Here is a 24006-nt window from a genome sequence, read left to right as displayed (position 1 = left end):
CGTTTTGTTTTTATTGGAGGCAGCGATTCAGAAGCGCAGATGGCCGTTTCGGGCCAGCTGCGCGGGGTTGCCGGCTGCGTATTCGAGCACGCTGTTTTCAGTGTCGATGCCGATGGTCAGCAAGGTTTCCCAACGCTCGGTGGCCGGCATGCTCAGATCCGGGTGGAAGCAGATCGGCGCGTCTTCGCCCGCCTCGCCGCACATCGCCTCAGCCCTGCGGCTCAGATTGCCGCTGGCCATGTTTTGCAGCGCCGCGTTGACGTGATCGAAACGCGCGTAAGTCGTCGAGGCATCGGGGGTACGCTCGCCGAGGCTCAGTTCGGGATCGAGAAAGTGGTTGGTGTGGGTGATCCAGCCGTCGGCGTCGGGCCGCACCACAGCGGTGAAGACCGGCGACATTTCGATGCTCACCGCACGCGGGGTAGAGTCCTCGCGGGAGAACACGGTCAGTACCGTCGAGGCACTGACCCGTGCCGAACGCGCCAGCGCAATCGCCTCCTCAACGCTGCTGGCTTCTTCGAGGATGCGCCGCGCAATCGCGTGCACCGGCACCCCGGCGGACCCGTTGTCGCTGGCGTGATGCAGGATGTTGAAATGCAATCCCAGCCCCGCACTGTTGACGCCAATCTTGCCGAGCATGCCGAATTCGGTGAACAGCTTGACCGTCATACCCTTGGCCGTGGTCAGTTGCAGAATCAACCCGTTGGGCACCAGCGAATCGTGCCAGTCCCAGGTCTGAATGGTGCGTGGCGCCCTCGCGCCATTGGGGGCGAACACGGCGGTCGAGCACTCGCCTTCGGTGGACGCAGGCATCACCGCGAGTATCTCGGTGCGGGCATTCAGGCTGGCGAGCTGCCACAGCGGCACGCCAGCGCCCTCAGCAGTGGCGACGATCTCTTCGGCTAGGCTCGGGCACCAGCTTTGGAGGGTTTGCAGACTGGCTTCGCCGATGGTCTGCACCTGTGCCTGAGGCACACCGACCTGATTGAAGAAATCCAGATAGAGCTCGACGGTCTGGCGGATCTGAGCCGCCCAGGTGGCGCCAATCTGTTGCCCGCGAATCTGTGGGTTGCGGGTGTCGGTGACAAAGCAATGAACATTCACGAAAAGGTTTCCTTGGTTACTTTACAGAGAGATGCCGTCAAGGCTTGCGGCGGTAGATTTCGCGCCCGGCAAACCAGGTATTGAGCACTTGGGTGTCGCGCAGGGCCTGCGGCTCGACACTGAACACATCGCGGTCGAGGACGATCATGTCGGCCTGCTTGCCGGGTTTGAGCGAACCGATCCGGTCTTCCAGGCGCAGCACTTTGGCTGCGTTGAGGGTGTAGGCCTGGAACATCGTCTGGCGGTCGATGTCTTCAGCGGCGTTGAGCACGCCTTTCGGGCCTTTGCGGCTGACGGCCTGATAGATCGCCTTCCACGGCTCGGGGGTGGTGATCGGCCAGTCACTGGCACCGGCGATGGTCGCGCCATTCTTGAGCAGCGAGCGCGCGGGATAGGTGTACATGAAGGCCATCGCGCTGACGTAAGGCTTGACCAGATCCATGCTCGACTCGTCGGCAGCGGCCCAGAACATCTGCATCGAGGCGATCACATTCAACGCCTTGAAGCGGGCGAATTCCTTTGGGTTGACCATTTGCAGGTGGGTGATCGAATGGGCGATGCCGCTCTGCCGATCCTTGCGCGCCTGCTCGATGCCGTTGAGCGATTCACGTACCGCACGGTCGCCGATGGCGTGGATGTGCACCAGCCAGCCACGGGCATCGGCAGCGCTGACCAGCTCGCCGAAGTGCGCCGGGTCGATCAGCAGTTCGCCGGTCTTTTTTGTGTTGCGATACGGCTCAAGCATCGCCGCGCTTTGCGCCGGCACTTCGGCCACGCCATCGGCGAAGATCTTGATCCCCGGCAGGGTCAGGTTGCTGACGCCGAGGAACTGCTGGCGCACCTTGTCCAGCTCATCAAGGTCGGTCGGCGTAGCCTTGGAGTCCGCCATCAGCAGCGCCGCGACGTGAGCGGTGAGTTCGCCGTTTTCCGAGAGTTTTTTGTAGGTCGGCAGCACGCCGAGCGAGGTGTTGGTAACGTCACTGCCGGGGACTTCGTTGGCGAGCGGATCCAGCCACCCGGTGATCCCCAGACTCTTGTAGTAATGGAGTGCCGCGCGCGCGCCGTCCAATAACTCATCAGCGGTCGGCGGCGGCAGCAGGGCCTGCACCGGGTACAGACCGGCATCGACAAGGAAGCCATCCGGGCTGCCGTCGGGGTGGTGGCCGATGGTTGCCTGCTCTTCGCCTTTGAGCCCCTTGATCTTTTCAGCCGTCACGCCAGCGCGGTCGAGCATGGCCCGATTGGCCCAGCCGGTGTGCAGATCCCAGCCCAGCAGCAGGATCGGCTGGTTCGCCCATTCGCCCTGATTGAAGCGCTGTTCGAGGCCGGCAATGTCGCTCCAGTAAGTCGACGGCAATCCGCCGACACTGAGGGATTCTCCACGCTGCGCCTTGCCGTCCTGACGCCATTTCCGCAGGTGCTGTTCCAGTTGATCAAGCGGCAACAGTTGCCCGTCGAGGTTGGCCTGCAACATCTGCAGACCGCCCTTGATGGTGTGCGAATGCGAGTCGATGAAGCCGGGCATCAGCACCTTGCCGTGCAGGTCGATCACTTGCGTGGCCGCCGTCTTCAGACGCATCACCTGCGCATCCGTGCCCACGGCGAGGATCTTGCCGTGTTCCACCGCAACCGCTTGCTGCAAGGCTTGGCCGGGTTCGGCGGTGTAGACCCTGGCGTTGTGCAGGATCAGATCGGCGGACGCCAGACTTTCCAGTGAGGCACAGGCCAGTGCCGATGACACCATCAGCGTCAGTAGCTGCTTCATGAGGCTTCTCTTTATTTTTGTTAGGCTGCGAGCAAGCCTATCCAAGCCCTGGCGATAACTGAATGCCACCTCGCGCACAACTTCTGTGCCCAGCAGGAATAGATCAATGGACAAGATGAGTGCCCTGACCATGTTCGTCGCCACCGCCGAACACGGCAATTTCAGCCGCGCCGCCGATGTGCTCGGCAAGACGCCGTCAGCCCTGACCAAAGCCGTGGCGCAGCTGGAAGACGAGCTCGGCACGCGCCTGTTCGACCGCACGACCAGACACATGGCGCTGACCGAGGCCGGACGGATTTATCTGGACGGTGCGCGGCAGGCGCTGATGCAATTGCAACTGGCCTGCGAAGGCGTCGAACAGCTCAAGCACGAATTGAGCGGCGGCTTGCGCATCACCGCCCCGCCCTCCTTCGCCCCGGCGTTTCTCAACGAAGTCTGCTGCCGTTTTCTCGACGCCCACCCGCAGGTGCATCTGGAAGTCGACTTGAGCGACAGCTATGACGATCCGGTGGATGGCGGTTACGATCTGGCGCTGCGTGATGGCCCGATCGACCTGCCGGGGGTGATCGCCCAACCTATCGTCGAGAATCACGTGGTGTTGTGCGCCAGCCCGGCGTACCTGGCGCGCAAGGGCAAAGAGGTGTCACTGGACAACTATCAGCAGCACGAGTGGCTGATCTTCCGCCACCCGCTGCTCAACCGGCATTTCTGGTGGGTCAAGCAAGGGGACCGGCGGATTCGCCTGACCCAGCCGAACCCGCGAGTAGCCAGCGACAATTACGACTTCCTGCTGGCATGTCTGCTGAAGGGTCAGGGCCTGCAGTTTCTGCCGCAATGGAGCGCCGCAGCGTATCTGGCGCGCGGTGAACTGGTAGAAGTGATGCCCGAATACTGGCGTGAGCCAAGCGCGTTCGGCCCGTGGATCTACGTGCTGTACCTGGCGCACCGGCGCAGTACGCGCAAGGTCAAAGTGTTTATCGAATTCTTGAAGGCGCACTGGCGCCCACTGTCACAAGGGACGAATGAAAATGGATCTGCCACAGACATGGCGCCAACGCTTCGCTGATATCCGCTACGAACAACAAACCATCGGTGAATCCCGTGCCGACGTGTTCCGCCTCACGCCCGCTGGATCAGACCCGCTGTTCGTCAAATCGGAACCGCGGATTTCCTTTGCCGAATTGCCCGGCGAAGTGCAGCGCCTGCGCTGGCTGGCGGAGCAGGATCTGCCAGCGGCGCGCGTGCTCGACAGCGTCGAAGAAAGCGAGCGCTTCTGGTTGCTGATGACTGCCGTACCGGGGCGTGACCTCGCCAGCAGCGAGCATCTCGCACCGCAGCAAATTGTCTCGCTGGCGGCTAATGCCTTGCGCACCTTGCATGCGCTCGACATCAAAAACTGCCCATTCGATCATCGCCTCGATGCGAAAATCGCCTTGGCCCGCGAGCACCTGCTGGCTGGTTTGATCGATGAAGAAGATTTCGACGATTCGCGCCTCGGCCAAAGCGCCGAAGCGGTGTTCGAGCAGATGCTGGCCGCGCGCCCGCACAGCGAAGACCTGGTGGTGACCCATGGCGACGCATGCCTGCCCAACTTGCTCGCCGACAACGGTCGCTTCAGCGGTTTCGTCGACTGCGGGCGACTGGGGGTTGCCGATCGGTTTCAGGACTTGGCACTGGCAGCCCACAGCATCGCCTACAACCTGGGCGAGCAATGGCTGCCGGTATTTTTCGAGGCTTACGGAGTGCAACCGGATCAGCAAAAAATCGCCTTTTATCAGTTGCTCGACGAGTTTTTCTGAGGCGTATCTCAGCGATGCGGATGCACCGTCATCGCCACCAGTTTGATCACGATCGGCCGCACCACGAGGATGCAAAGGAAAGCCACCGGCATCGCCAGCTTGTAGGCGTGCAAGGCATTACTCAGGTAGTCGTTATCAATCCCGGAGTTGGCAGCGGTGATCACCAGCGACATCAGGAACGCCATGATCGTCGCCATGTACAACGCAAACACGTACGGCGTTGCACGCGGCGACAGCTTGCGCCTGCTGGGATACAAGGCATCGGTAGTGGTTCTTTGATTCATATGGCTTTTCCATCCATTGACAGGGAGCCGGCACCTTAGCAAAGCCCCCTGCCCTCAACTAGACGGCCCGCCACAGGTACTTTATAAAGCACAACTTACGAATCAAACCCACGCGGCGGGACACGGATGAATCTGTTGGCGGCGATTGCCAGTTTTATCAAAGTGGTCGAAGCAGGCTCCATCGTCGGCGCCGCCAAGACCCTGGGCGTCAGTGCGGCCGCGGTGAGCCAGACCCTCAGTCGCCTCGAAACGCACCTCGGCGTTCGCCTGCTGCAACGCACCACCCGCAGCATGGCCCTCACCGAAAATGGTGCGCTGTATTACGAAAAGGTCCGACGCATCGCGGCTGATCTGGAGTCGGCGCAAAGTGCGATCGTCGGCGATGAAAGCGAACTGCAAGGGCGTTTGAGCATCGCCTCCACCAGTGCATTCGGCCGCCACGTCCTGGCGCCGTTACTCGCCAGTTTCGCCGCGCTGCATCCACGCCTGCTGGTCGAGCTGTCGACCACCAACGGCAAAATCAACCACATCCAGGACGGCATCGACCTGAGCCTGCGGATCAAGCCGCAACTGGAAGACGGCATCGTCGCGCGCCGGATTGTTTCCCTGCCGTTCATCTTCTGCGCCGCTCCCGCCTACCTTGCGCGCGCCGGGGTGCCGCAATCACCGCAAGAGCTGCAACACCACGCCTGCCTCGCGTTTCGCTATCCACTGGATGGACGCTTTCTGCGCTGGGGCCTCATCCGCGACGGCCAACGCTACGACGCCCCGATCAACGCCACCGCCATCAGCGACGACATCGATGCCTTGGCGCAAATGGCAGTCAACGGCGCAGGTGTCACGCGCCTGGCCGAATTCGTCGCTGCGCCCTATCTCGAGAGCGGTCAACTGGTGCAACTGTTCGAAGATCTTCCGGGTGAAACCCACGGGCATGTCGAACCGATGGACATCTATGCATGCGTGCAGGAACGTGCAGCGATGACGCCGAAGGTCAGAGCCTTCATGGATTATTTGACGGAGCACCTGAACAGGCGCTGGCCGATGCAAGCCCGTTGATCATGCCTGGCTGATGAATGCAGCGCTCTGTCTTCAAGGCTGCAGATCACCCCCGAGCCATTGGCTGCACGCACTCATCTGCTGGCTAATCCACTCACGAAAAAGCATGGCATTGGCGCTCTGTTCGAAGGGTCGCGGTGACAGCAGGCAATAACTCGAACCGTCGCGAACGAAGCCGAACGGCGCGATCAACTGGCCGGATTTGAGTTCGTCCTGCACCATCAGAAACGACGCCATACCGACGCCCAGCCCGGCCAGCGCGGCCTGAATGCACAGGTAGAAATGCTCGTAATCGACCCGACTGCCCCCTGCCGCGCTGATCCGGGTCTGTCGCATCCAGTTGTCCCACGCCTGCGGGCGGGTCTTGCTGTGCAGCAGGCAGGCGCCGCGCAAATGATCGCCGTCAGGACGACTGGACAGCACGCAAACCGGACCGATCCACTCTTCACAAACAGTCACGGCGTGCACGGTCTCGTCCCAATGGAAATCGTCGCGGCGGATCGCCAGATCCACGCCTGAACGAGCGAAGTCGATCGGTCCGCCGGCCGTCAGCAATTGCACCTGCAACTGTGGGTGTGCGCTGTGGAAGTCAGGCAAGCGCGGGATCAACCACTTCATGGCGATGGTTGGCTCGCAGGACACCACCAGCACATCGTCGTGGACTTCACGCTGCAGGCGATAAACCGTGTTCTGCAATTGCTCGAACATCGGCGCGGTGACGTTGAACAGCAAGCGTCCCGCGTGATTGAGAAAAATCGCGCGGTTACGCCGCTCGAACAATTCGACCCCGATCGCCTCCTCCAGCAAGCGCACCTGACGGCTGACCGCGCCGTGGGTGACGTGCAGCAACTCAGCGGCCTTGACGAAACTCTGGGTCTGGGCGGCGGTGTTGAAGAAGCGAAAGGCAGCCAGCGGAGGCAGGTTCATATAGACGATGATTTCTCACAGATTTTCGCGACTATAAATCGTTTTTTTTGCCAAAGACACTTCTCCATCATGTCGCCGCTCAGGGCCTGTTAATTCCATCCACGCTGTTGGCGGCGATGCTGCAGGCTCTGTATCTGTGAATTCAAGTAGCGCAAATAACGCGATGGAGCGTAGGGATGAATGAATTGTTTCTGGTAATCGCCATCACTGTTCTGGCGGTGATCAGCCCCGGCCCGGACTTTGCCATGGTCACTCGCAACAGTTATGCCTACGGGCGGCGCAGTGGTTTGCTGGCTGCGCTGGGCATCGCCTGTGGCGTGCAGGTTCATGTGTTCTACACGGTGTTCGGGGTGGCGCTGATCATCACCCAATCGCCGCTGCTGTTCTGGATGATGAAACTGCTGGGTGCCGGCTACCTGGTCTATCTGGGCATCAAATCCTTCACCAATAAATCTGTACTGACATTTGCCGAGGCGAGCGCTTCGGCACCCCGTGCCTGGAAGGTGTTCTGCTCAGGTTTTCTGACCAATGCACTGAATCCGAAAACCATGTTGTTCGTGGTAGCGGCGTACAGTCAGGTGGTGGAGCCAGGCAGTTCGCTGACGTTGAACTTCGCCTATGGCCTGTTCATGTCGGTCATTCATTGGCTGTGGTTCAGCCTGGTCGCGCTGTTTTTCTCCACCGAACGGTTACGCCGGCGCCTGCTGGAAAAACAGCGGCTCCTCGACAAGGTCATCGGGATCGCGTTGATGGGTCTGGCGGCGTGTTTGATCATTCCGGGGGTTGCGCAGTCTTGAGCTAGAGCGTTTATGCTGTCTGGTCTGATACCCGTCAGGTCATTCTCGGCAAGTTCACCATGAGGCCCATTTCATGAGTAAAGCGCCCTACGTACCGCCCAAAGTCTGGAAACACGAAGCCCCGTCCGGCGGCCATTTCGCCAGCATCAACCGCCCGATTGCCGGGCCGACGCATGAAAAAACCCTGCCCGTGGGCAATCACCCGCTGCAGCTGTATTCACTGGCGACGCCCAACGGCGTCAAGGTGACCATCCTGCTGGAAGAATTGCTCGCACTGGGGCACACCGAGGCCGAGTACGACGCGTGGCTGATCCGCATCAACGAGGGCGATCAGTTCTCCAGCGGTTTTGTCGAGATCAATCCGAACTCGAAGATTCCGGCGCTGCTCGACCGTAGCGCACAGCCGCCGATTCGGGTATTCGAATCCGGTTCGATCCTGCTGTATCTGGCAGAGAAATTCGGCGCCTTCCTGCCGAAAGATCCCGCCGGCCGCACGGAAACCCTGAACTGGCTGTTCTGGCAGATGGGCGCCGCACCTTATCTGGGCGGTGGCTTCGGGCACTTCTACGCGTATGCGCCGGAGAAGCTCGAATACCCGATCAACCGCTTCACCATGGAAGCCAAGCGTCAGCTCGATGTGCTTGACCGGCGCCTTGGCGAGAGCCGCTATCTGGCCGGCGACAGCTACACCATCGCCGACATCGCGGTCTGGCCGTGGTACGGCCAACTGGTGCGCAACAACGTGTATGCGGCCGCCGAATTTCTAGCGGCCCACGAATACACCCACGTGCAGCGCTGGGCAGAGGACATCGCCCAACGCCCTGCGGTGATTCGTGGCCAGCGCGTCAATCGCACCTGGGGTGACGAGGCCAGTCAGGTTGCGGAGCGACATCAGGCCAGCGATCTGGACTGACGCCACATTCCCACAAACATTTGTGCTGGACAGGGACATCCCGGTTCACAGCAACCTTTGTGGGGGCGAGCTTGCTCGCGAAGGCGCCAAGTCAGTCAACACTGACATAACAGACCTACCGCTTTCGCGAGCAAGCTCGCTCCCACAGGGTATTCGGGTTGGATATGAGAATTTGTGAACCTCAGCAATTACATTGAGACCACACCACCACTGTCGTCAAAGGATCTGCAATGCCTGCTGGAAAACGAGAACTGGCGCGGATCGAGCGGCGCTTGATTGCCACGCTCACCGACGCATGTGAAGCCGCAAAAGCTGAAATCCAGGGCTTCACCTGGCTGACTCACACCGCTGACCTGAACGCATTGGCGGCGACCCTGAATGTCATTTGGGTGTTCGACACCGAAGCCGACAAAAACCTCGCCCTGACTGACGCCAAGGCACGCCTCTTCGAACTGACGGCCACTGCGCTGAGGGAAGCCGATATCGACCTGTCCCCTTCAGAGCGCAACGTGCGTTTCGACTCCGAGGAGGAATGCCAACGCACGCACGGTGGCAACTGGCGTGAGCGTCTGGCGCAAAATACGCGAGGGCAACGGTGACACCCTGCTTTCGATCAGGTTGGCTATCATCGCTCGCAGCAGGCTTCTCTCAGAGACAGTGAAACCATGGAACAGTCCAGACCAGATCCAGATTCCGATTGGGTAGTGCGCAGCACTCAACCGGTGCGGATAGAACGTATCGAAGCCCGGTTTGGCGGCCATGGCTACCACCCACATCGGCACGATACTTACTCGATCGGTCGCACACTCTCTGGCGTGCAAAGCTTTCACTACAAGGGCAGCCTGCGGCACGGCTTACCGGGAAATACCTTGCTCCTGCATCCTGATGAACTGCACGATGGCATGGCCGGGACCGAAGCGGGGTTTCGCTATCGAATGGCCTATATCGATCCGGCTTTGATTCAGCAGGTGTTGAAGGGTGAACCGCTACCCTTCATCGCCGGCGGTCTGTCCAGCGACCCACGCCTGTATCGCGCCAGCGAACCGTTCGTGCAGGCGATGGATTAATCACTTGATCCGCTGGAAGAACAGGACGCCCTGTTTGATCTGGCAATGGCTCTGCGCGCCGTGGCCGGCAAACCTCGCGGGCGCAAACTGCTCGATTACCCGGCAGCCGAGCGCGCAAGGGAATTCATCATGGCTCACCTGCACCAGAGCATTACGCTGGAAATGCTGGAGCACGCCAGTGGCCGTGAAAGATGGAGCCTCTCTCGGGACTTCAGAGTGCTGTTTGGCACCAGCCCCTATCGCTTCGTGACCCTGCGCCGCCTGGATGTATTGCGCACGCTGCTGCTTGACCGATTCTCACTGGTGGATGCCGCACTGGCTGCGGGTTTTCACGACCAAAGTCATATGACCCGGCACTTCACCCGCACTTATGGGGTATCTCCGTCGCGTTGGCTGGAACGCGTCCTGGGGCAAAGGCAACTTGCAGGATCGTACAAGCATCGCCAATAGCGCCTTCGCTAGGCTGACGACTTCTGTCTGATAGAGGATTTGTCATGCCACATACCAGCAAAGTACCAGCACTGCACGCCATCAATCTGGCGCAGAAATCCGCGCTGATCGATCAGCAGTGGAGCCCCCGTGTGGTCGCCGAAATGAATGACTACCAGTTCAAAGTGGTTCGTATCGAAGGTGAATTCATCTGGCACTCCCACCCGGAAACCGATGAGGCCTTTATTGTGATCGAGGGCACGCTGCGGATCGACCTGCCCCATGGCAGCGTATACGTCGAACCGGGTGAGCTGTACGTCGTGCCGCGCGGGATCGAACATCGGACGGCAGCGGAAGGAGAAGCGCGCCTGATGATGATCGAGCCTCGGGGTGTGCGTAACACCGGGCACGAAGGTGGCGAGCGCACGGCTGACAACGACGTCTGGATCTGAGCAGGAGGCGCCGTCAATCTGCGATTTGACGGCGCCTTTTTTGAGTGGCGGGCCGTTGGTTGGCCGCTGATCGTACGGGCGTTTTTGTACTGGGTTTACTGAGCGAGCGCCGCCTCAGACCACCTCTTCGTCAACCGGCATCGAAGCCAGCATTTCAGCGCGGCACACCTCAAGAATCTCGTCAGCCAGCGCGGAATCATCCGGACAGGCACGCGACAGCACAATCGCGCCGACAGCCCGCGACAACAGGTCGATCATTTTCTTCCTCCCCTCGCCCGCCACGGCGTCCGGCCCGGTTGGATATTTGTCTCCGAGGGTCTGCAGGGTGCGCTCGATCCCTTCGGCAAACGTCGTTTTCACCTCATCCGATTGACGCGCCGCGTCGCCACACAGCGCGGCCATGGTGCAACCGCTGCCACGTCCGTCGCGATGTTCTCTTGTCAAATAGACATCGATGAAGCCAGGCACGTCGAGCGCTTCGGCACCTGCCAGCGACTTGGCAAGACTGCAGGACGCGGCTTCAGCCATCAGGTCGGCCTTGGAGCCGAAATGTTTGTAAAAACCACCGTGGGTGAAACCGGCAGCCGCCATGAGATCCGCCACACCGACGCCGTCAAAGCCACGCTCACGGAACAGCTCGGAAGCGGTCTCGACGATGTGTTCTCGATTGGCCTGCGCCTGGGCCTTGGTCACTCGCACGTGCAGTACCTCGTGTTCATTGGGAATGCTTGCGCCAATCATACATAGATGCTGGTCATAATCAAAACCGTTGACAGTTTAGATTTCGATCATCATCCTAATTGCACGCACACCGATCTCCACCAACGGGCACGGAAGAAATACCAGATGAGTAACCAGACTCTGTTCACCCCTTACACACTTGGCGACCTGACGCTGTCGAACCGTGTGGTCCTCGCACCGCTGACTCGCAACCGTGCAGGCGCAGGCTTTGTACCCAGCGAGTTCGCGGCCACCTATTACAGCCAACGTGCCAGCGCAGGCTTGCTGATCAGTGAAGCCACGCAGATTTCCCGACAAGGTCAGGGCTATCAGGACACCCCGGGAATCTACACGCCGGCGCAGATCGACGGCTGGCGCCTGGTGACCGATGCAGTCCATGCCAAGGGCGGAAAAATCTTCCTGCAACTGTGGCATGTCGGCCGCGTGTCGCACGTTGATCTGCAAGAAAACGGCGCCGCCCCCGTGGCCCCTTCTGCGCTACGCGCCGCCACCAAAGTCTTCGTCAACAATCGCTTTGAAGATGTCTCGGCGCCGCGCGCGCTGGAGACCAGCGAACTGCCGGGGATCGTCTCGGATTTTCGCCAGGCTGCGGCAAACGCGATTACCGCCGGGTTTGATGGTGTGGAAATTCACGGTGCGAACGGCTATTTGCTCGATCAGTTCCTCAGGGACAGCGCCAACCTGCGTACGGATGCGTATGGCGGCTCGATTGAAAACCGGGCGCGTCTGTTGCTTGAAGTGACGGCGGCCGTGGTTGATGAAATCGGCGCCAATCGCACCGGTGTGCGCCTGTCTCCGGTGTCGCCGGCCAACGGCGTCTCCAGCAGCGATCCGCAGGCGCAATTCGATTACGTCGCCGAGCAACTCGATGCCCTCGGCGTGGTTTATCTGCACGTGGTCGAAGGCGCGACCGGTGGCCCGCGCGACGTGGCGCCCTTCGACTTCGGCGCACTGCGCCAGCGCTTCAAAAACACCTACATCGCCAACAACGGCTATGACCTGGACCTGGCGACTTCGCAGCTCGCCGAAGACCACGCCGACCTGATCGCCTTCGGTCGCCCATTCATTGGCAATCCGGATCTGGTGGAGCGCCTCAAGCAGGGCGCGCCGTTGTCCGCGTTCAATCCCGCCACCCTCTATGGCGGCGGTGCGGCAGGCTACATCGACTACCCGACGCTGGCTGAATCAAGCGTCAGCGCCAACTGAGCGCGTTCTGTTTCTCACACCCTGAAAGAGAGATCCCCCATGAGCACTCGCCCTACTGTTCTGATCACTGGCGCCTCCACCGGCATTGGCGCGGTCTACGCCGAGCGCTTCGCGCAACGCGGCCATGACCTGGTTCTGGTCGCCCGCGACCAGGCACGCCTGGACGCACTTGCAGCTCGTTTGCGCAGCGAACACGATGTCACCGTCGGTGTGATCCCGGCGGACCTGACCCAACTCGCTGATCTGAGCACCGTTGAAAACCGCCTGCGCGAGGACGCCCGTATCGGCATCCTCGTCAATAACGCCGGCGCTGCCCTCTCCGGCAACTTCATCGACCAAAGCACCGACAGCGTTGCGCAACTGGTCGCCCTCAACACCACCGCGCTGGTGCGCCTGGCCAGCGCCATCGCTCCACGTCTGGTCAAGGCCGGTGACGGCGCGATCATCAACGTCGGTTCGGTGGTGGGTCTGGCACCGGAGTTCGGCATGACCGTCTACGGTGCGACCAAGGCCTTCGTCCTGTTCCTGTCTCAGGGACTGAGCCTGGAACTGTCACCTCAGGGCGTCTACGTGCAAGCCGTACTCCCCGCCGCCACCCGTACGGAGATCTGGGATCGCTCCGGCATCGACATCAACACCTTGAGCGACATCATGGAAGTGGGCGATCTGGTGGATGCCGCTCTGGTCGGTTTCGATCGTCGCGAACCGGTGACCATCCCGCCGCTGCACGAAGCGCAACGCTGGGATGATCTGCAAGGCGCACGTCAGGGCCTGATCGGGCAAATCCGTCAGTCTGCGGTTGCCCAGCGCTACCTGGACCCACAGTGATTGTCTGGTAGCGAACACGCGCGGCGGATTCGATGCAGGCGCAAGTCACTGCATCGAATCCGGCCCGCGATCCGGAGCAGAAATGAATCAAATCCTGGCAAATAACCACACTGGCGCGTCGACGCCATTCAGCAACGCGGCGAACCAGTCGATCATGGTCAACGGCGTTCGCTTCGCTTACCGCGACATCGGCCCCGCGATCGGCGTGCCGCTGGTGCTGTTCAACCATTGGGGCGCCGTGCTGGACAACTTCGATCCCGCGATCATTGATGGCCTGGCACGAACCCGACGCGTCATTACCACTGACTATCGCGGTATTGGCGGCTCTGGTGGAACCGCGCCAATGACTGTCGGAGAAATGGCAGACGATGCCATTCAGTTGATCCGGGCACTGGGGTTGGAAACCGTTGATGTACTGGGATTCTCGCTCGGCGGCTTCGTTGCTCAGGACATTGCCCTGAAGGCGCCTGATCGGGTGCGTCGCTTGATTCTGACCGGTACCGGTCCGGCCGGTGGCGACGGCATCGACAGAGTCGGTTCGGTGACGTGGCCATTGATCCTCAAAGGCTTGCTGACCTTTCGCGATCCCAAGGTCTACCTGTTCTTCACCTCGACAGCCAATGGCCGTCGATCTGCGTCGCAGTATCTGCAACGCCTGAAAGCACGCAAAAACAATCGCGACAAAGGCCCGACACCGAGCGCTTTTCTGCGCCAGTTGAAAGCGATCACCGCGTGGGGCCAACAGCCGCCGCAAGACCTCGGACGCTTGCGCATACCCACACTGATCGTTAACGGCGACAGCGACATCATGGTGCCCAGCGTCAACTCGATGGCGCTGGCCAGGCGTATTCCCAACGCACAACTGGTGATTTACGAGGATGCCGGCCACGGCGGGATTTTCCAGCACTGCGTTGATTTTGTCGCCAAGGTGCAGGCATTCCTCGACGCCTGACGACACGGCGCAGTAACACCGCAACGCGCCAGCTACCCTCCTTACAACCGTCAAGAGCCGCACTACGATGAAAGCATTTCTGATTGATCGCTATGGAAAGAACACCGGGCGCATTGGCGAAGCGCCTGCCCCTGTGGTGGGTGCCCGTGATGTCTTGATCGAGGTACACGCCAGCAGCGTCAATGTGCTGGATTCGAAGATCAGCAGTGGCGAGTTCAAGCTGATTCTGCCCTATGCATTACCGCTCATACTGGGCAATGATCTGGCGGGTGTCGTGGTTGAGGTTGGCTCACAGGTGACGCAGTTCAAACCGGGAGACGAGGTCTACGCTCGCCCGCCGGAAACGCGGATCGGAACGTTTGCCGAATTGATCGCCGTGGACGAAAACGCGGTCGCCCGAAAACCCGTCAATACCAGCATGGCGCAAGCCGCGTCCCTGCCTTTGGTCGCGTTGACGGCGTGGCAAGTACTGATCGAAACCGCACAACTGAAAAAGGGTCAGAAAGTACTGATTCACGCGGGATCCGGTGGGGTTGGCAGCATTGCCATCCAGTTGGCCAGACACCTCGGCGCCTTCGTCGCCACGACCACCAGCACCGCGAATGTCGAATGGGTCAAGGCACTGGGGGCCGATCTGGTCATCGACTACAAACAGCAAGACTTCGAAAGCGTCCTGCACGACTACGACGTGGTGTTGAACAGCCTTGGCCCGGACGTTTTGCAAAAATCACTCAAGGTCCTGAAGCCCGGCGGCCAGCTCATTTCCATCTCGGGCCCGCCCACAGCACAGTTCGCACAAGAACAAGGCTTGTCCTGGCCACTGCAACAGGTCATGCGCCTGCTCAGCTTCGGTATCCGGCGCAAGGCGCGCAAGCAGGCGGTCAACTACACGTTCGTCTTCATGCGGGCCAATGGTGCACAACTGCAAAAAATCGCCACGCTGGTCGAGGAGGCAATCATCCGACCGGTGATTGACCGCAGCTTCTCGTTTGCCTCGACGGCAGAGGCGTTGAAGTACGTCGAGCAGGGGCGCGCCAAGGGCAAGGTCGTCGTTACGCTCAAATGACAACGTTCCCCCGGCGGCCGGCTGAACTGATCAACCGGCCGCGTTCGACTCGACCAGATGAACTTCAGTTGCACTGCGTCCCGCTAACCAGGCGAGCACCGACGCAATCACCAACACCGCCGCGCTGAGTTCGAAGGTGGCTTTATAACCGCTCAGATCAAACGCCAGTCCACCGACGATGGCCCCTGCGGCGATTGCCAGTTGCACGATGGCCACGAGCAAGCCTCCGCCGGCTTCGGCATCCTCCGGCAGCGTCTGCGCCAGCCATGTCCACCAGCCCACGGGGGCCGCCGTGGCGACCAGCCCCCAGAGTCCGAGCAGCAACGCAGTCAGCAACGGCGAAGCACCGAAGTTGACCAGCGCCAGTGCAATGACCGCCATTATCAACGGGATAACCGTCAGCGTGCGGTACAGGCCAGTGCCAAGGAATCTTTCGATCACAAAGGTCCCGATCAGGCCTGCAAGCCCCAGCCCCAGCAGCATCAACGACAGGGTTGCAACACTGACCCCGGTGACCCCCTCCAGAAAGGGCCGCAGGTAGGTGAACAGCATGAACTGCCCCATGAAAAATACGCTGACGGCGACCATCCCCAAGGCGACCGGCCATTGCTTCATCAGCCGCAGGGCGTTGCCGCTACCGGCCTGACGCTCGAGCTTGAAGGACGGCAGACTGATCAGCAGCCACACGGCCGCCAGCGCAGCGACCGGAACCACACAGAAGAACGCGCCGCGCCAGCCTATCAACGCGCCGAGGAAACTCCCCGCCGGAGCGGCAATTACCGTCGCCAGCGCGTTTCCGCCGTTGACGATCGCCAGTGCCCGGGACACTTGGTCAGGCGGCACCAGACGCATCGCGGTTGCCGCCGACAACGACCAGAAACCGCCAATGGCGATGCCGATCAGGGCCCGCCCGAACATGAACGACGGATAGCCCGGCGCGAATGCGACCACCGTACCCGAGACGATCATCAGCAAGGTCAGACCCAGCAACAGCTTCTTGCGCTCGACACGAGCAGCGACCGCTGCAATCACCAGGCTGGTCACCAGGGCGAATGCTCCGGACACGGAAATCCCCTGCCCGGCCTGGCCCTCGGTGATGTGCAGTTCGGCGGCAATCGGCGTCAGCAGACTGACCGGCATGAATTCTGAAGCGACCAGGGCGAAGGCGGCCAGCGACATGGCCAGCACGGCGCTCCAGCCGCGTTGTTCTGTAGAAAGGGAAGTCATGGGAACTACCTGTATTGCGAGAGGCGTCAGGATCGCGTTGTCGAATCGCGGCTCTCCTGTAATGGTTTGACACATTCTCCCGGTCGATTCACCTCTGCCCTAGTGCATTCCTCTTGAATGCTTGCCTGATCCTCTGAGGATGCAGGGTGGTGTATAGGAATCGCCTGTGCAGCGGATTAGAGTTCGTTCAACAGGAGTTGCCCGACATGATCCCTACCCCGCTGCGCCACCAATCACCTCTGGCGTTGAACATTGACTCGCGCGTGAGCGTAGCGGGCGACTTCGCCACGTCGATACCCGGCCTGCCGCTGTTTCGTCGCGATCAGCCGGCGCCACCGAGCGTGTGCATGATCGAGCCGAGCCTGATTCTGGTGGGCCGTGGGGAAAAGCGCTTGTGGGTCGGCGGTGAGGGCTACAGCTACGACCCTTCGCGATTTCTGGTCACCTCGCTGGATCTGCCCGCCAATTCCGAAGTGCTTGCAGCCAGCCCCGAACAGCCCTGTGTCGGGCTGGTGCTGAAGCTGGATGTCGGCATGCTCGCCGAGATCCTCAGCAAAGGTGGCTTGCCTGCGAAACGGCAGCCGTCGACGAACACCGGCGCTGGCATTGGCAACATGTCTTCCGCTCTGGAAGGCGCGCTCGAGCGCCTGCTGACATTGCTCGACGAGCCTGAGGCGATCCCGGTGTTGGCGCCGCTGGTGCTGCGGGAAATCCACTATCGGCTGCTCCATACCGATCAAGGCGCGCGGCTGCGGCAGATCACGGCCGTCGATGGCCAGGGTTATCGCATCGCCAAAGCCATCGACTGGCTCAAGGTCAACTACACCGCGGCGCTGCGCATCGATGAGCTGGCGGCGCGGGTGCAGATGAGCGCACCGACCTTTCACCATCACTTCCGCCAACTCACCGGCATGAGTCCGCTGCAGTACCAGAAATGGCTGCGATTGAACGAGGCGCGCCGGCTGATGTTGATGGAGCGTCTGGACGTTTCGCGAGCGGCGTTTGCGGTCGGCTATGAAAGTCCCTCGCAGTTCAGCCGTGAATACGCACGCCTGTACGGCACCGCACCCAGTCGGGACATCGCGCTGCTGCGTGGCGAACCCTTCGCCGCAGAAGCACTGGGCAACGCGGCCAGTTGAACAAAGAACACGCTTTACCGGTGAGGCGCCTCGCAGCGTTTCACCGCTTATAAAAATGCACGTCAACCGATGATCGAGCGGGTGAACCATGGAACTACGAATCAACCAGAAAACCTATCAGGTCGATGCCGACGCCGATACGCCCCTGCTGTGGGTGATCCGCGATGATCTGGGCATGACCGGCACCAAGTACGGCTGTGGATTGGCGCAGTGCGGCGCCTGTTCCGTGCTGGTGGACGGCAACGTGGTGCGCTCGTGCGTCACGCCGGTGGCCGGTGTGGTCGGCCGCGAGGTCACCACCATTGAGGCGATCGAGGCCGATGAAGTGGGCAAACGGGTGGTCTCGACCTGGGTTGATCTGCAGGTCGCCCAATGTGGCTACTGCCAGTCCGGGCAGGTGATGGCCGCCACGGCACTGCTCAAGCAAAACCCCAAGCCAAGTGACGCGCAGATTGAGGCGGCGATGGTCAACCTGTGCCGCTGCGGCACGTACAACGCCATTCATGCCGCTGTGCATGAGCTGGCCGGCAAGGGAGATGCCTGATGAACGTGCGTATCGATCCTGCTCAGGAAGCATCAGCACTGGCTCTGCATGAACCGATCAACGTGTCGCGCAGACGTTTTCTGACCGGCACTGCCGTCGGCGCACTGGTGCTCGGTTTCGGCCTGCCACTGGGCACGACGCGCGTGCAAGCGGCAGTGGCAGCCGCGACTGCCGAGCGCGGCACGCAGGTGCCGGCGTTTCTGGAAATTCGCCCGGACAACCGCGTGCGCCTGCTCTGCCCGTTCATGGAAGGCGGGCAAGGGACGTTCACCGCGATGGCGCAGATCGTCGGTGAAGAACTGGATGCCGACCCGTCGACATTCCTGGTCGAAGCCGCGCCGCCCGGCGAAGCCTATGTGGTGATGGAAAACGGTATGCGCATCACCGGCGGCAGCATGTCGGTGCGCATGAGTTACCCGGTGATGCGCCGCCTCGGCGCCCTCGCCCGCGCCATGCTGCTGCAGGCCGGTGCGCAGAAACTTGGGGTGCCGGTCAGCGAACTGAGCACCGAACCCGGCAAAGTCGTGCACGCCAGGTCGGGCCGCTCGCTGGCCTACGGCGAACTGGCCGAACACGCCATGGATCTGCCGGTTCCCGATCCGGCCTCGGTGCAACTGCGTGATCCGAGCCAGTTCCGCTGGATCGGCAAACCGGTGAAGCGCGTCGATGCCTACGACAAGTCCACGGGCAAAGCGCTGTACAGCATCGACCTGAAGGTCGACGACATGCTGCATGCTGCCGTTCAACATGCCCCGCGTTTGGGGATGACCGTGGGTAACCTGCGCAACGAAGAGCAGGTCAAGGCAATGAAAGGCGTGCATTCCGTGCATCGCCTGCCGGGGGCCGTGGCGGTGGTGGCCGAGCGCTGGTGGCACGCCAAACGTGCAGTGGAAGCGATTCAGGTCGACTGGCAGGAACCAACAGCCGACAGCAAGGTACGGCCGATGCCTGCGGACTTTTCCAGTGATGCCTGGCTCAAGCGCCTGGCTGAAGACAAAGGCCCGGCCAGGGATGATGAAAATGAGGGCGACGTGGCTGCAGTTCTGGCCAGCGCCAAAACGCGGATTGACGCCACTTACCACAACCAGTACCTGAACCACGGCCAGTTGGAGCCGCCGTCGGCGCTGGCCCGATTCAATCCGGACGGTTCGCTGGAAGTCTGGCTGCCGAATCAGGCGCCGGACATGTTTCGTGCCGACATCGCTAAACGCACCGGGCTGGATCCGTCGCGCATCACCTTGCATTCGCCATTGTTGGGCGGATTCTTCGGTCGGCACTTCCTCTACGACGCCGCCAGCCCCTACCCGCAGGCGATCGAGTTGTCCAAGGCGGTTGGCCGCCCGGTCAAACTGATCTGGAGTCGCGAGGAAGAGTTTCTGCGCGACGTGCTGCGTCCCGTAGCCGCCGTGAATTTCCGCGCCGCGCTGGACAACGACGGCTGGCCGCTGGCGATCGAAGCAATCAGCGCCACCGAAGGCCCGACCGAGGCGCTGGCCGGCAAACAGGGTGAAAAACTCGACCCGACGGCGCTTGAAGGCTTGTCGGGCAAGTCCTATGCGATCCCCAACAAGCGCATCGCGCAGATCTACGCCAAAGGCCCGGCGATGCTGGGTTACTGGCGTTCGGTGGGCAATTCGCTCAACGACTTCTTCTACGAATCGTTCCTTGACGAACTGGCTGACAAGGGCGGCAAGGACCCGTTCGAATTGCGCCTGCATCTGCTGCGCGACAACCAACGACTGACCACGCTGCTGCAAGCGGTGGGCGAGCTGTCGGGTGGCTGGAAGCGTGGGCCGTTCATCGCGACGGACGGCAGCAAACGTGCGCGAGGCGTGGCGATGGCGTCGCCGTTCGGTACCCAGACGGCGGTGATCGCCGAGGTTTCCATCGAGAACGGTCAGGTCAAGGTGCACGACATCTGGCAGGCGATCGACCCCGGCAGCATCGTCAATCCGGCGATTGTCGAAGCACAGGTCAATGGCGCGGTGGCGCTGGGACTGTCGCAGACTTTGGTGGAGGAAGCCGTGTGGATTGATGGCAAACCGCGCGCGCGCAACTACGACCTGTATCCGATCCTGCCGCCTGCGCGGATGGCCCGGGTCCACGTGCGTGTTGTCGAGAGCGGGGAAAAAATGGGCGGCATCGGCGAACCACCGTTGCCCGCTGTCGCGCCCGCCGTCGCCAATGCGGTGGCAACGCTGACCGGGCAACGGGTGCGCAGCCTGCCCATGAGCCGACACACCTTCAGTTGATCAGCGCCGGAGCGTCCATGAATAACAGCCGATTCGCAAGAACCGCTGGCTGGCTGGCAGTGCCGTGCCTGGTCGCGGCAGGCCTGCTGGCCTGGTATGTCACCCGCGAGCCTGTCTCGCGCCTTGAAAACAACCACACCGCCGTGGCCGATATCGACCCGGCGCTGGTCGCTCGTGGCGAATACGTCGCCCGACTCAGCGACTGCGTGGCATGCCACAGCGTGCCGGGCGGTGCGCCGTTCGCTGGCGGTCTGGAAATGGCCACACCACTGGGCGCGATCCACGCGACCAACATCACCCCGGAGCCGGAAACCGGCATCGGTCGCTACAGCCTGGCGGACTTCGACCGTGCGGTACGCCACGGCGTGGCACCCGACAGCCGTCGTCTGTACCCGGCGATGCCCTACCCGTCCTACGCCAAGCTCAGTGACGACGATGTGCGAGCGCTGTACGCGTTTTTCATGAAAGGCGTGGCACCGGTCAAGCAGGCGAATATCCCGAGTGCGATTCCTTTTCCGTTGAACCTGCGCTGGCCGATTGCGTTGTGGAACGGTGTGTTTGCCGATACCGAACCTTACGTGGACAAACCGTCGCAGGATGCCGTGTGGAATCGCGGCGCTTATCTCGTGCAAGGCGCCGGGCACTGCGGCAGTTGCCATACGCCGCGCGGTCTGGCGTTCAACGAGAAGGCTCTGGATGAATCCGCCACGCCGTACCTCGCCGGCGCCTTGCTCGATGGCTGGTACGCGCCGAGCCTGCGTGATGATCACAACACCGGTCTGGGCCGCTGGAGCGAACCGGAGATCGTGCAGTTCCTCAAGACCGGGCGTAACAAACATGCAGTGGTTTATGGCTCAATGACCGAGGCGTTCAACAACTCGACGCAGTTCATGAGCGATGACGATCTGACCGCGATCGCCCGCTATCTCAAGTCATTGCCGGGGGATCCTCAGCGCGACGGCCAGCCATGGCAGTACCAGGCGGTTTCGGCGACGGAACGTCTGGACGCGCCCGGTGCTCATACCTACGTCACGCGCTGTGCTTCGTGCCACGGTTTGGACGGCAAGGGCCAGTCAGAATGGATGCCGCCGCTGGCCGGCGCCACCTCGGCACTGGCCAAGGAAAGTGCCTCCGCGATCAACATCACCCTCAACGGTTCACAACGGGTGGTGGCCGCCGGAGTACCGGACGCCTATCGCATGCCGGCGTTCCGTGAACAGTTATCGGATCAACAGATCGCTGAAGTGCTGACCTTCATGCGCAGCACCTGGGGCAATCAGGGCGGTGCCATTGAACCGCAGGCCGTCAACAAGCTGCGTGAACGTACGGATCCGGCCAGCAGCAGCCCGATCATCCTGCAAATGCGTTAGAGGAACTTTGATGGAAAGCATCGACTTGCTGGTCCTGCGCACCGCGCGGGACTGGCTCGCCGCCGGCGAGCAAGTGTTGCTCGCCACGGTGGCGCGCACATGGGGCTCTTCGCCGCGCCCGACAGGGTCGATGATGGCCTTGCGTAACGACGGGCGCGTGATCGGCAGCGTGTCCGGCGGCTGCATCGAGGACGACCTGATCCAGCGCTACACCACCGCGCATGGCGGCAGCGGCCTCAACGACGCGGCGCCCGAGGTGGTGCGCTACGGCGTCAGCGCCGACGAGGCACATCGTTTCGGTTTGCCCTGTGGCGGCACGCTTGAGCTGATTCTGGAGTTCAACCCGTCGTGCCAGATGCTGGACGAACTGCTGGTGCAACTGGATGCCGGGCAACTGGTGCGCCGCTGCCTGGCACTGGATAGCGGCCAGGTCACACTGCAAGCCACGGCGACTCCTGAGCAATTCAGTTTTGACGGCCAACAGATGCTCAATACCCTCGGGCCGGGGTATCGGCTGCTGATGATCGGCGCCGGCGCGCTGGCCGAGTATCTGGCGACCATGGCCCTGTTCAACGGCTTCAAGGTCGCGGTGTGCGACCCGCGTGCGGAATACATCGAAACCTGGGCGGTGAACGGTGTGGAGCGGATCATCGGCATGCCGGATGACGTGGTGCGCGACTTCGCGGTTGATCTGCGCACCTGCATCGTCGCCTTGAGCCATGATCCGCGACTCGACGATCTGGCACTGCTCGAAGCTCTTCACAGCCCGGCGTTTTACATCGGCGCCATCGGTTCGCGGCGCAATAGCCAACTGCGCCGCGAACGTCTGATCGAGCATTTTGGTGAGACCCAGGCATCACTCGAACGGCTGCACGGGCCAATCGGCATCTACATTGGCAGCAAGACACCGGCGGAAATCGCGGTCAGCGTGATGGCCGAGATCCTGGCCGCGAAGAATGGCGCCAGCCTGCCGAAGGCGTTTTCGATTGCCAGAGCCAAGGCGCAACAGGGTCTGGCGCAATCGCATTGAGCCCCGTTGCCTGGCCCTGTGCCTATATCAGGCGACTTTGATCACCACTTTGCCAAACGCGCCCTTCGCCAGATGCTCGTACGCCTCGCGCGCTTTCTCGAACGGATACACCTGATCGATCACCGGGCGAATCTTGTGCTGGTTGAGGAAGACGTTCATTCGGTCGAAGGATGAGCGCGGTGCCACGGCGATACCGCGAATGGTGGTCTGGCGGAAAATCAGCGGCATCAGATTGAGTGCAACGGTCTGCCCGGTCAAAAAGCCGATTTGTGCAATGCGCCCGGAAGCCTTGGTCGCTGCAACCGACTGATTGATGCCGTTGCCACCGGCCACGTCGAGCAGCAGATCCACGCCTTTGCCGTCAGTCAGCCGCAACACTTCATCGGCCCAGCTCGGTGTCGTTCTGTAGTTCACGCCCGCGACCGCTCCCAGTTCCTTCACGGCTTGCAGGTTGTGCTCGCTACTCGATGTGGCGATCACTTTGGCGCCCAGCGCCGTGGCGATCTGCACGGCAAAAATCGACACCCCGCCCGTGCCTTGTACCAGCACGGTCTGACCGGGCTGGATCTGTCCAAAGTCGACCAGTGAGTACCACGCCGTGAGCGCAGCAATCGGCAACGTCGCCGCCTCTTCGTCGCTCATGTTGTCCGGCGCGGCAACGGCGCTGTCTTCGTGGATGATCATGTATTCGGCCAATCCGCCGGGCAACGGCGAACCAAAGCAGTAGTCCGGTTCATTCGGCCCCGGCTCGCCATCCAGCCAGCGGGAATACAGATGCGAGTTGACCCGATCGCCGACCTTGAAGCGGCTGACGCCGTCACCCACCGCTACCACGGTGCCCGCTGCGTCGCTCACCGGAATCAACGGTTTGGGCACCATGTGCGGCTCGTAGATGCCGTCAACGATCGCCTTGTCGCGAAAATTGAGGGACACGGCGCCGACCTTTACCAGCAATTCGCCGGACTGTGGCTGCGGGGTCGCTGTCTCTTCCAGGTGCAGATTGTCGAGGCCGAAATCTTTCAGTAACCAGGCTTTCATTGCGAATCTCCAAAAACGGA

General features: G+C 61.5%; 23 protein-coding genes and 1 pseudogene. 17 read left to right on the top strand and 7 right to left on the bottom strand.

Going from position 1 to position 24006, the window contains the following annotated elements:
• Positions 1 to 27: 27 nt before the first annotated feature.
• Both AC3WMV_RS22030 and AC3WMV_RS22025 read right to left on the bottom strand, forming a co-directional pair.
• Positions 28 to 1104, bottom strand: coding sequence for a C45 family autoproteolytic acyltransferase/hydrolase (locus tag AC3WMV_RS22030; protein ID WP_027613039.1), 1077 nt, complete (start codon positions 1102 to 1104; stop codon positions 28 to 30).
• 37 nt (positions 1105 to 1141) lie between these two features.
• Positions 1142 to 2869 carry an amidohydrolase gene (locus AC3WMV_RS22025; RefSeq protein WP_103368583.1) on the bottom strand — a complete coding sequence of 576 codons (1728 nt, stop codon included), beginning with the start codon at positions 2867 to 2869 and terminating at the stop codon, positions 1142 to 1144.
• Between the two features lie 106 nt (positions 2870 to 2975).
• On the opposite strand from AC3WMV_RS22025, the gene AC3WMV_RS22020 reads away from it, so the two are divergent.
• Both AC3WMV_RS22020 and AC3WMV_RS22015 read left to right on the top strand, forming a co-directional pair.
• Positions 2976 to 3935 (top strand): LysR family transcriptional regulator, encoded by a 960-nt coding sequence (locus AC3WMV_RS22020; RefSeq protein ID WP_103368584.1) that lies wholly within the window; start codon positions 2976 to 2978, stop codon positions 3933 to 3935.
• Positions 3898 to 4668, top strand: coding sequence for an APH(3')-II family aminoglycoside O-phosphotransferase (locus AC3WMV_RS22015; protein WP_027613036.1), 771 nt, complete (start codon positions 3898 to 3900; stop codon positions 4666 to 4668). The genes AC3WMV_RS22020 and AC3WMV_RS22015 overlap by 38 nt, the downstream gene beginning before the upstream one ends.
• Positions 4669 to 4676: 8 nt before the next feature.
• Here the strand turns inward: AC3WMV_RS22015 and AC3WMV_RS22010 are convergent, their stop codons facing one another.
• Positions 4677 to 4952 (bottom strand): DUF2798 domain-containing protein, encoded by a 276-nt coding sequence (locus tag AC3WMV_RS22010; protein ID WP_103368585.1) that lies wholly within the window; start codon positions 4950 to 4952, stop codon positions 4677 to 4679.
• Positions 4953 to 5078: 126 nt separating this feature from the next.
• On the opposite strand from AC3WMV_RS22010, the gene AC3WMV_RS22005 reads away from it, so the two are divergent.
• Positions 5079 to 6008, top strand: a complete 930-nt coding sequence (locus AC3WMV_RS22005; protein ID WP_103368586.1) for a LysR family transcriptional regulator — start codon at positions 5079 to 5081, stop codon at positions 6006 to 6008.
• Positions 6009 to 6041: 33 nt separating this feature from the next.
• On the opposite strand, the gene AC3WMV_RS22000 is transcribed toward AC3WMV_RS22005, so the two are convergent.
• On the bottom strand, positions 6042 to 6935 hold the full coding sequence (locus AC3WMV_RS22000; RefSeq protein ID WP_103368587.1) for a LysR substrate-binding domain-containing protein: 894 nt from the start codon (positions 6933 to 6935) through the stop codon (positions 6042 to 6044).
• Between the two features lie 176 nt (positions 6936 to 7111).
• On the opposite strand from AC3WMV_RS22000, the gene AC3WMV_RS21995 reads away from it, so the two are divergent.
• The 5 genes and pseudogenes from AC3WMV_RS21995 (at position 7112) to AC3WMV_RS21975 (ending at position 10593) form a co-directional block, all read left to right on the top strand.
• Entirely contained in the window at positions 7112 to 7732 is a 621-nt protein-coding gene (locus AC3WMV_RS21995) for a LysE family translocator (protein ID WP_027613032.1), read from the top strand.
• 73 nt (positions 7733 to 7805) lie between these two features.
• On the top strand, positions 7806 to 8645 hold the full coding sequence (yghU, locus tag AC3WMV_RS21990; protein WP_103368588.1) for a glutathione-dependent disulfide-bond oxidoreductase: 840 nt from the start codon (positions 7806 to 7808) through the stop codon (positions 8643 to 8645).
• A 230-nt stretch (positions 8646 to 8875) separates the two neighbouring features.
• Positions 8876 to 9244 carry a hypothetical protein gene (locus AC3WMV_RS21985; RefSeq protein ID WP_096796431.1) on the top strand — a complete coding sequence of 123 codons (369 nt, stop codon included), beginning with the start codon at positions 8876 to 8878 and terminating at the stop codon, positions 9242 to 9244.
• Positions 9245 to 9310: 66 nt separating this feature from the next.
• Positions 9311 to 10162: pseudogene (locus AC3WMV_RS21980) on the top strand (AraC family transcriptional regulator).
• A 44-nt stretch (positions 10163 to 10206) separates the two neighbouring features.
• Positions 10207 to 10593 (top strand): cupin domain-containing protein, encoded by a 387-nt coding sequence (locus AC3WMV_RS21975; RefSeq protein ID WP_047294860.1) that lies wholly within the window; start codon positions 10207 to 10209, stop codon positions 10591 to 10593.
• A 114-nt stretch (positions 10594 to 10707) separates the two neighbouring features.
• Here the strand turns inward: AC3WMV_RS21975 and AC3WMV_RS21970 are convergent, their stop codons facing one another.
• Positions 10708 to 11292 carry a TetR/AcrR family transcriptional regulator gene (locus tag AC3WMV_RS21970; RefSeq protein WP_178085254.1) on the bottom strand — a complete coding sequence of 195 codons (585 nt, stop codon included), beginning with the start codon at positions 11290 to 11292 and terminating at the stop codon, positions 10708 to 10710.
• A 147-nt stretch (positions 11293 to 11439) separates the two neighbouring features.
• On the opposite strand from AC3WMV_RS21970, the gene AC3WMV_RS21965 reads away from it, so the two are divergent.
• The 4 genes from AC3WMV_RS21965 (at position 11440) to AC3WMV_RS21950 (ending at position 15386) form a co-directional block, all read left to right on the top strand.
• Positions 11440 to 12540, top strand: a complete 1101-nt coding sequence (locus tag AC3WMV_RS21965; RefSeq protein ID WP_103368590.1) for an alkene reductase — start codon at positions 11440 to 11442, stop codon at positions 12538 to 12540.
• A 39-nt stretch (positions 12541 to 12579) separates the two neighbouring features.
• Positions 12580 to 13368 carry an SDR family NAD(P)-dependent oxidoreductase gene (locus AC3WMV_RS21960; RefSeq protein ID WP_103368591.1) on the top strand — a complete coding sequence of 263 codons (789 nt, stop codon included), beginning with the start codon at positions 12580 to 12582 and terminating at the stop codon, positions 13366 to 13368.
• 82 nt (positions 13369 to 13450) lie between these two features.
• Positions 13451 to 14320 (top strand): alpha/beta fold hydrolase, encoded by an 870-nt coding sequence (locus AC3WMV_RS21955; protein ID WP_103368592.1) that lies wholly within the window; start codon positions 13451 to 13453, stop codon positions 14318 to 14320.
• A 67-nt stretch (positions 14321 to 14387) separates the two neighbouring features.
• Complete coding sequence (locus tag AC3WMV_RS21950; RefSeq protein ID WP_103368593.1) at positions 14388 to 15386, top strand: NADP-dependent oxidoreductase; 999 nt, start codon at positions 14388 to 14390, stop codon at positions 15384 to 15386.
• 30 nt (positions 15387 to 15416) lie between these two features.
• Here the strand turns inward: AC3WMV_RS21950 and AC3WMV_RS21945 are convergent, their stop codons facing one another.
• Positions 15417 to 16613 (bottom strand): MFS transporter, encoded by a 1197-nt coding sequence (locus AC3WMV_RS21945; RefSeq protein ID WP_103368594.1) that lies wholly within the window; start codon positions 16611 to 16613, stop codon positions 15417 to 15419.
• A 206-nt stretch (positions 16614 to 16819) separates the two neighbouring features.
• Between AC3WMV_RS21945 and AC3WMV_RS21940 the strand changes: the two genes are divergently transcribed.
• The 5 genes from AC3WMV_RS21940 to AC3WMV_RS21920 all read left to right on the top strand — a co-directional run bounded on the left by AC3WMV_RS21940 (position 16820) and on the right by AC3WMV_RS21920 (position 22948).
• Positions 16820 to 17752, top strand: coding sequence for an AraC family transcriptional regulator (locus AC3WMV_RS21940; protein ID WP_103368595.1), 933 nt, complete (start codon positions 16820 to 16822; stop codon positions 17750 to 17752).
• Between the two features lie 88 nt (positions 17753 to 17840).
• Positions 17841 to 18296: a (2Fe-2S)-binding protein gene (locus AC3WMV_RS21935; protein WP_011333895.1), complete on the top strand. Its 456-nt coding sequence runs from the start codon at positions 17841 to 17843 to the stop codon at positions 18294 to 18296.
• Positions 18296 to 20548: a xanthine dehydrogenase family protein molybdopterin-binding subunit gene (locus AC3WMV_RS21930; protein ID WP_103368596.1), complete on the top strand. Its 2253-nt coding sequence runs from the start codon at positions 18296 to 18298 to the stop codon at positions 20546 to 20548. The genes AC3WMV_RS21935 and AC3WMV_RS21930 overlap by 1 nt, the downstream gene beginning before the upstream one ends.
• Positions 20549 to 20565: 17 nt before the next feature.
• The gene (locus AC3WMV_RS21925; RefSeq protein ID WP_103368597.1) at positions 20566 to 21918 is read left to right on the top strand and encodes a c-type cytochrome; all 1353 of its coding nucleotides are present in this window, start codon (positions 20566 to 20568) and stop codon (positions 21916 to 21918) included.
• Between the two features lie 10 nt (positions 21919 to 21928).
• Entirely contained in the window at positions 21929 to 22948 is a 1020-nt protein-coding gene (locus tag AC3WMV_RS21920) for an XdhC family protein (RefSeq protein ID WP_103368598.1), read from the top strand.
• Positions 22949 to 22975: 27 nt separating this feature from the next.
• On the opposite strand, the gene AC3WMV_RS21915 is transcribed toward AC3WMV_RS21920, so the two are convergent.
• A complete protein-coding gene (locus AC3WMV_RS21915; RefSeq protein ID WP_103368599.1) occupies positions 22976 to 23986 on the bottom strand; it encodes a zinc-dependent alcohol dehydrogenase family protein in 1011 nt (336 codons plus the stop codon).
• Positions 23987 to 24006: the final 20 nt, after the last annotated feature.

This window comes from Pseudomonas sp. FW305-3-2-15-E-TSA4, assembly GCF_058787295.1.
The sequence above is the reverse complement of the archived record's forward strand: the minus strand, read 5'-3'. Positions and strand labels throughout refer to the sequence as shown.

What these genes read in the sequence shown, in the direction of transcription:
- AC3WMV_RS22025 (WP_103368583.1), bottom strand. Translation starts at nt 2,869, where the DNA reads ATGAAGCAGCTACTGACGCTGATGGTGTCATCGGCACTGGCCTGTGCC.
- AC3WMV_RS22020 (WP_103368584.1), top strand. Translation starts at nt 2,976, where the DNA reads ATGGACAAGATGAGTGCCCTGACCATGTTCGTCGCCACCGCCGAACAC.
- AC3WMV_RS22015 (WP_027613036.1), top strand. Translation starts at nt 3,898, where the DNA reads ATGGATCTGCCACAGACATGGCGCCAACGCTTCGCTGATATCCGCTAC.
- AC3WMV_RS22010 (WP_103368585.1), bottom strand. Translation starts at nt 4,952, where the DNA reads ATGAATCAAAGAACCACTACCGATGCCTTGTATCCCAGCAGGCGCAAG.
- AC3WMV_RS22005 (WP_103368586.1), top strand. Translation starts at nt 5,079, where the DNA reads ATGAATCTGTTGGCGGCGATTGCCAGTTTTATCAAAGTGGTCGAAGCA.
- AC3WMV_RS22000 (WP_103368587.1), bottom strand. Translation starts at nt 6,935, where the DNA reads ATGAACCTGCCTCCGCTGGCTGCCTTTCGCTTCTTCAACACCGCCGCC.
- AC3WMV_RS21995 (WP_027613032.1), top strand. Translation starts at nt 7,112, where the DNA reads ATGAATGAATTGTTTCTGGTAATCGCCATCACTGTTCTGGCGGTGATC.
- yghU (WP_103368588.1), top strand. Translation starts at nt 7,806, where the DNA reads ATGAGTAAAGCGCCCTACGTACCGCCCAAAGTCTGGAAACACGAAGCC.
- AC3WMV_RS21985 (WP_096796431.1), top strand. Translation starts at nt 8,876, where the DNA reads ATGCCTGCTGGAAAACGAGAACTGGCGCGGATCGAGCGGCGCTTGATT.
- AC3WMV_RS21975 (WP_047294860.1), top strand. Translation starts at nt 10,207, where the DNA reads ATGCCACATACCAGCAAAGTACCAGCACTGCACGCCATCAATCTGGCG.
- AC3WMV_RS21965 (WP_103368590.1), top strand. Translation starts at nt 11,440, where the DNA reads ATGAGTAACCAGACTCTGTTCACCCCTTACACACTTGGCGACCTGACG.
- AC3WMV_RS21960 (WP_103368591.1), top strand. Translation starts at nt 12,580, where the DNA reads ATGAGCACTCGCCCTACTGTTCTGATCACTGGCGCCTCCACCGGCATT.
- AC3WMV_RS21955 (WP_103368592.1), top strand. Translation starts at nt 13,451, where the DNA reads ATGAATCAAATCCTGGCAAATAACCACACTGGCGCGTCGACGCCATTC.
- AC3WMV_RS21950 (WP_103368593.1), top strand. Translation starts at nt 14,388, where the DNA reads ATGAAAGCATTTCTGATTGATCGCTATGGAAAGAACACCGGGCGCATT.
- AC3WMV_RS21945 (WP_103368594.1), bottom strand. Translation starts at nt 16,613, where the DNA reads ATGACTTCCCTTTCTACAGAACAACGCGGCTGGAGCGCCGTGCTGGCC.
- AC3WMV_RS21940 (WP_103368595.1), top strand. Translation starts at nt 16,820, where the DNA reads ATGATCCCTACCCCGCTGCGCCACCAATCACCTCTGGCGTTGAACATT.
- AC3WMV_RS21935 (WP_011333895.1), top strand. Translation starts at nt 17,841, where the DNA reads ATGGAACTACGAATCAACCAGAAAACCTATCAGGTCGATGCCGACGCC.
- AC3WMV_RS21930 (WP_103368596.1), top strand. Translation starts at nt 18,296, where the DNA reads ATGAACGTGCGTATCGATCCTGCTCAGGAAGCATCAGCACTGGCTCTG.
- AC3WMV_RS21925 (WP_103368597.1), top strand. Translation starts at nt 20,566, where the DNA reads ATGAATAACAGCCGATTCGCAAGAACCGCTGGCTGGCTGGCAGTGCCG.
- AC3WMV_RS21920 (WP_103368598.1), top strand. Translation starts at nt 21,929, where the DNA reads ATGGAAAGCATCGACTTGCTGGTCCTGCGCACCGCGCGGGACTGGCTC.
- AC3WMV_RS21915 (WP_103368599.1), bottom strand. Translation starts at nt 23,986, where the DNA reads ATGAAAGCCTGGTTACTGAAAGATTTCGGCCTCGACAATCTGCACCTG.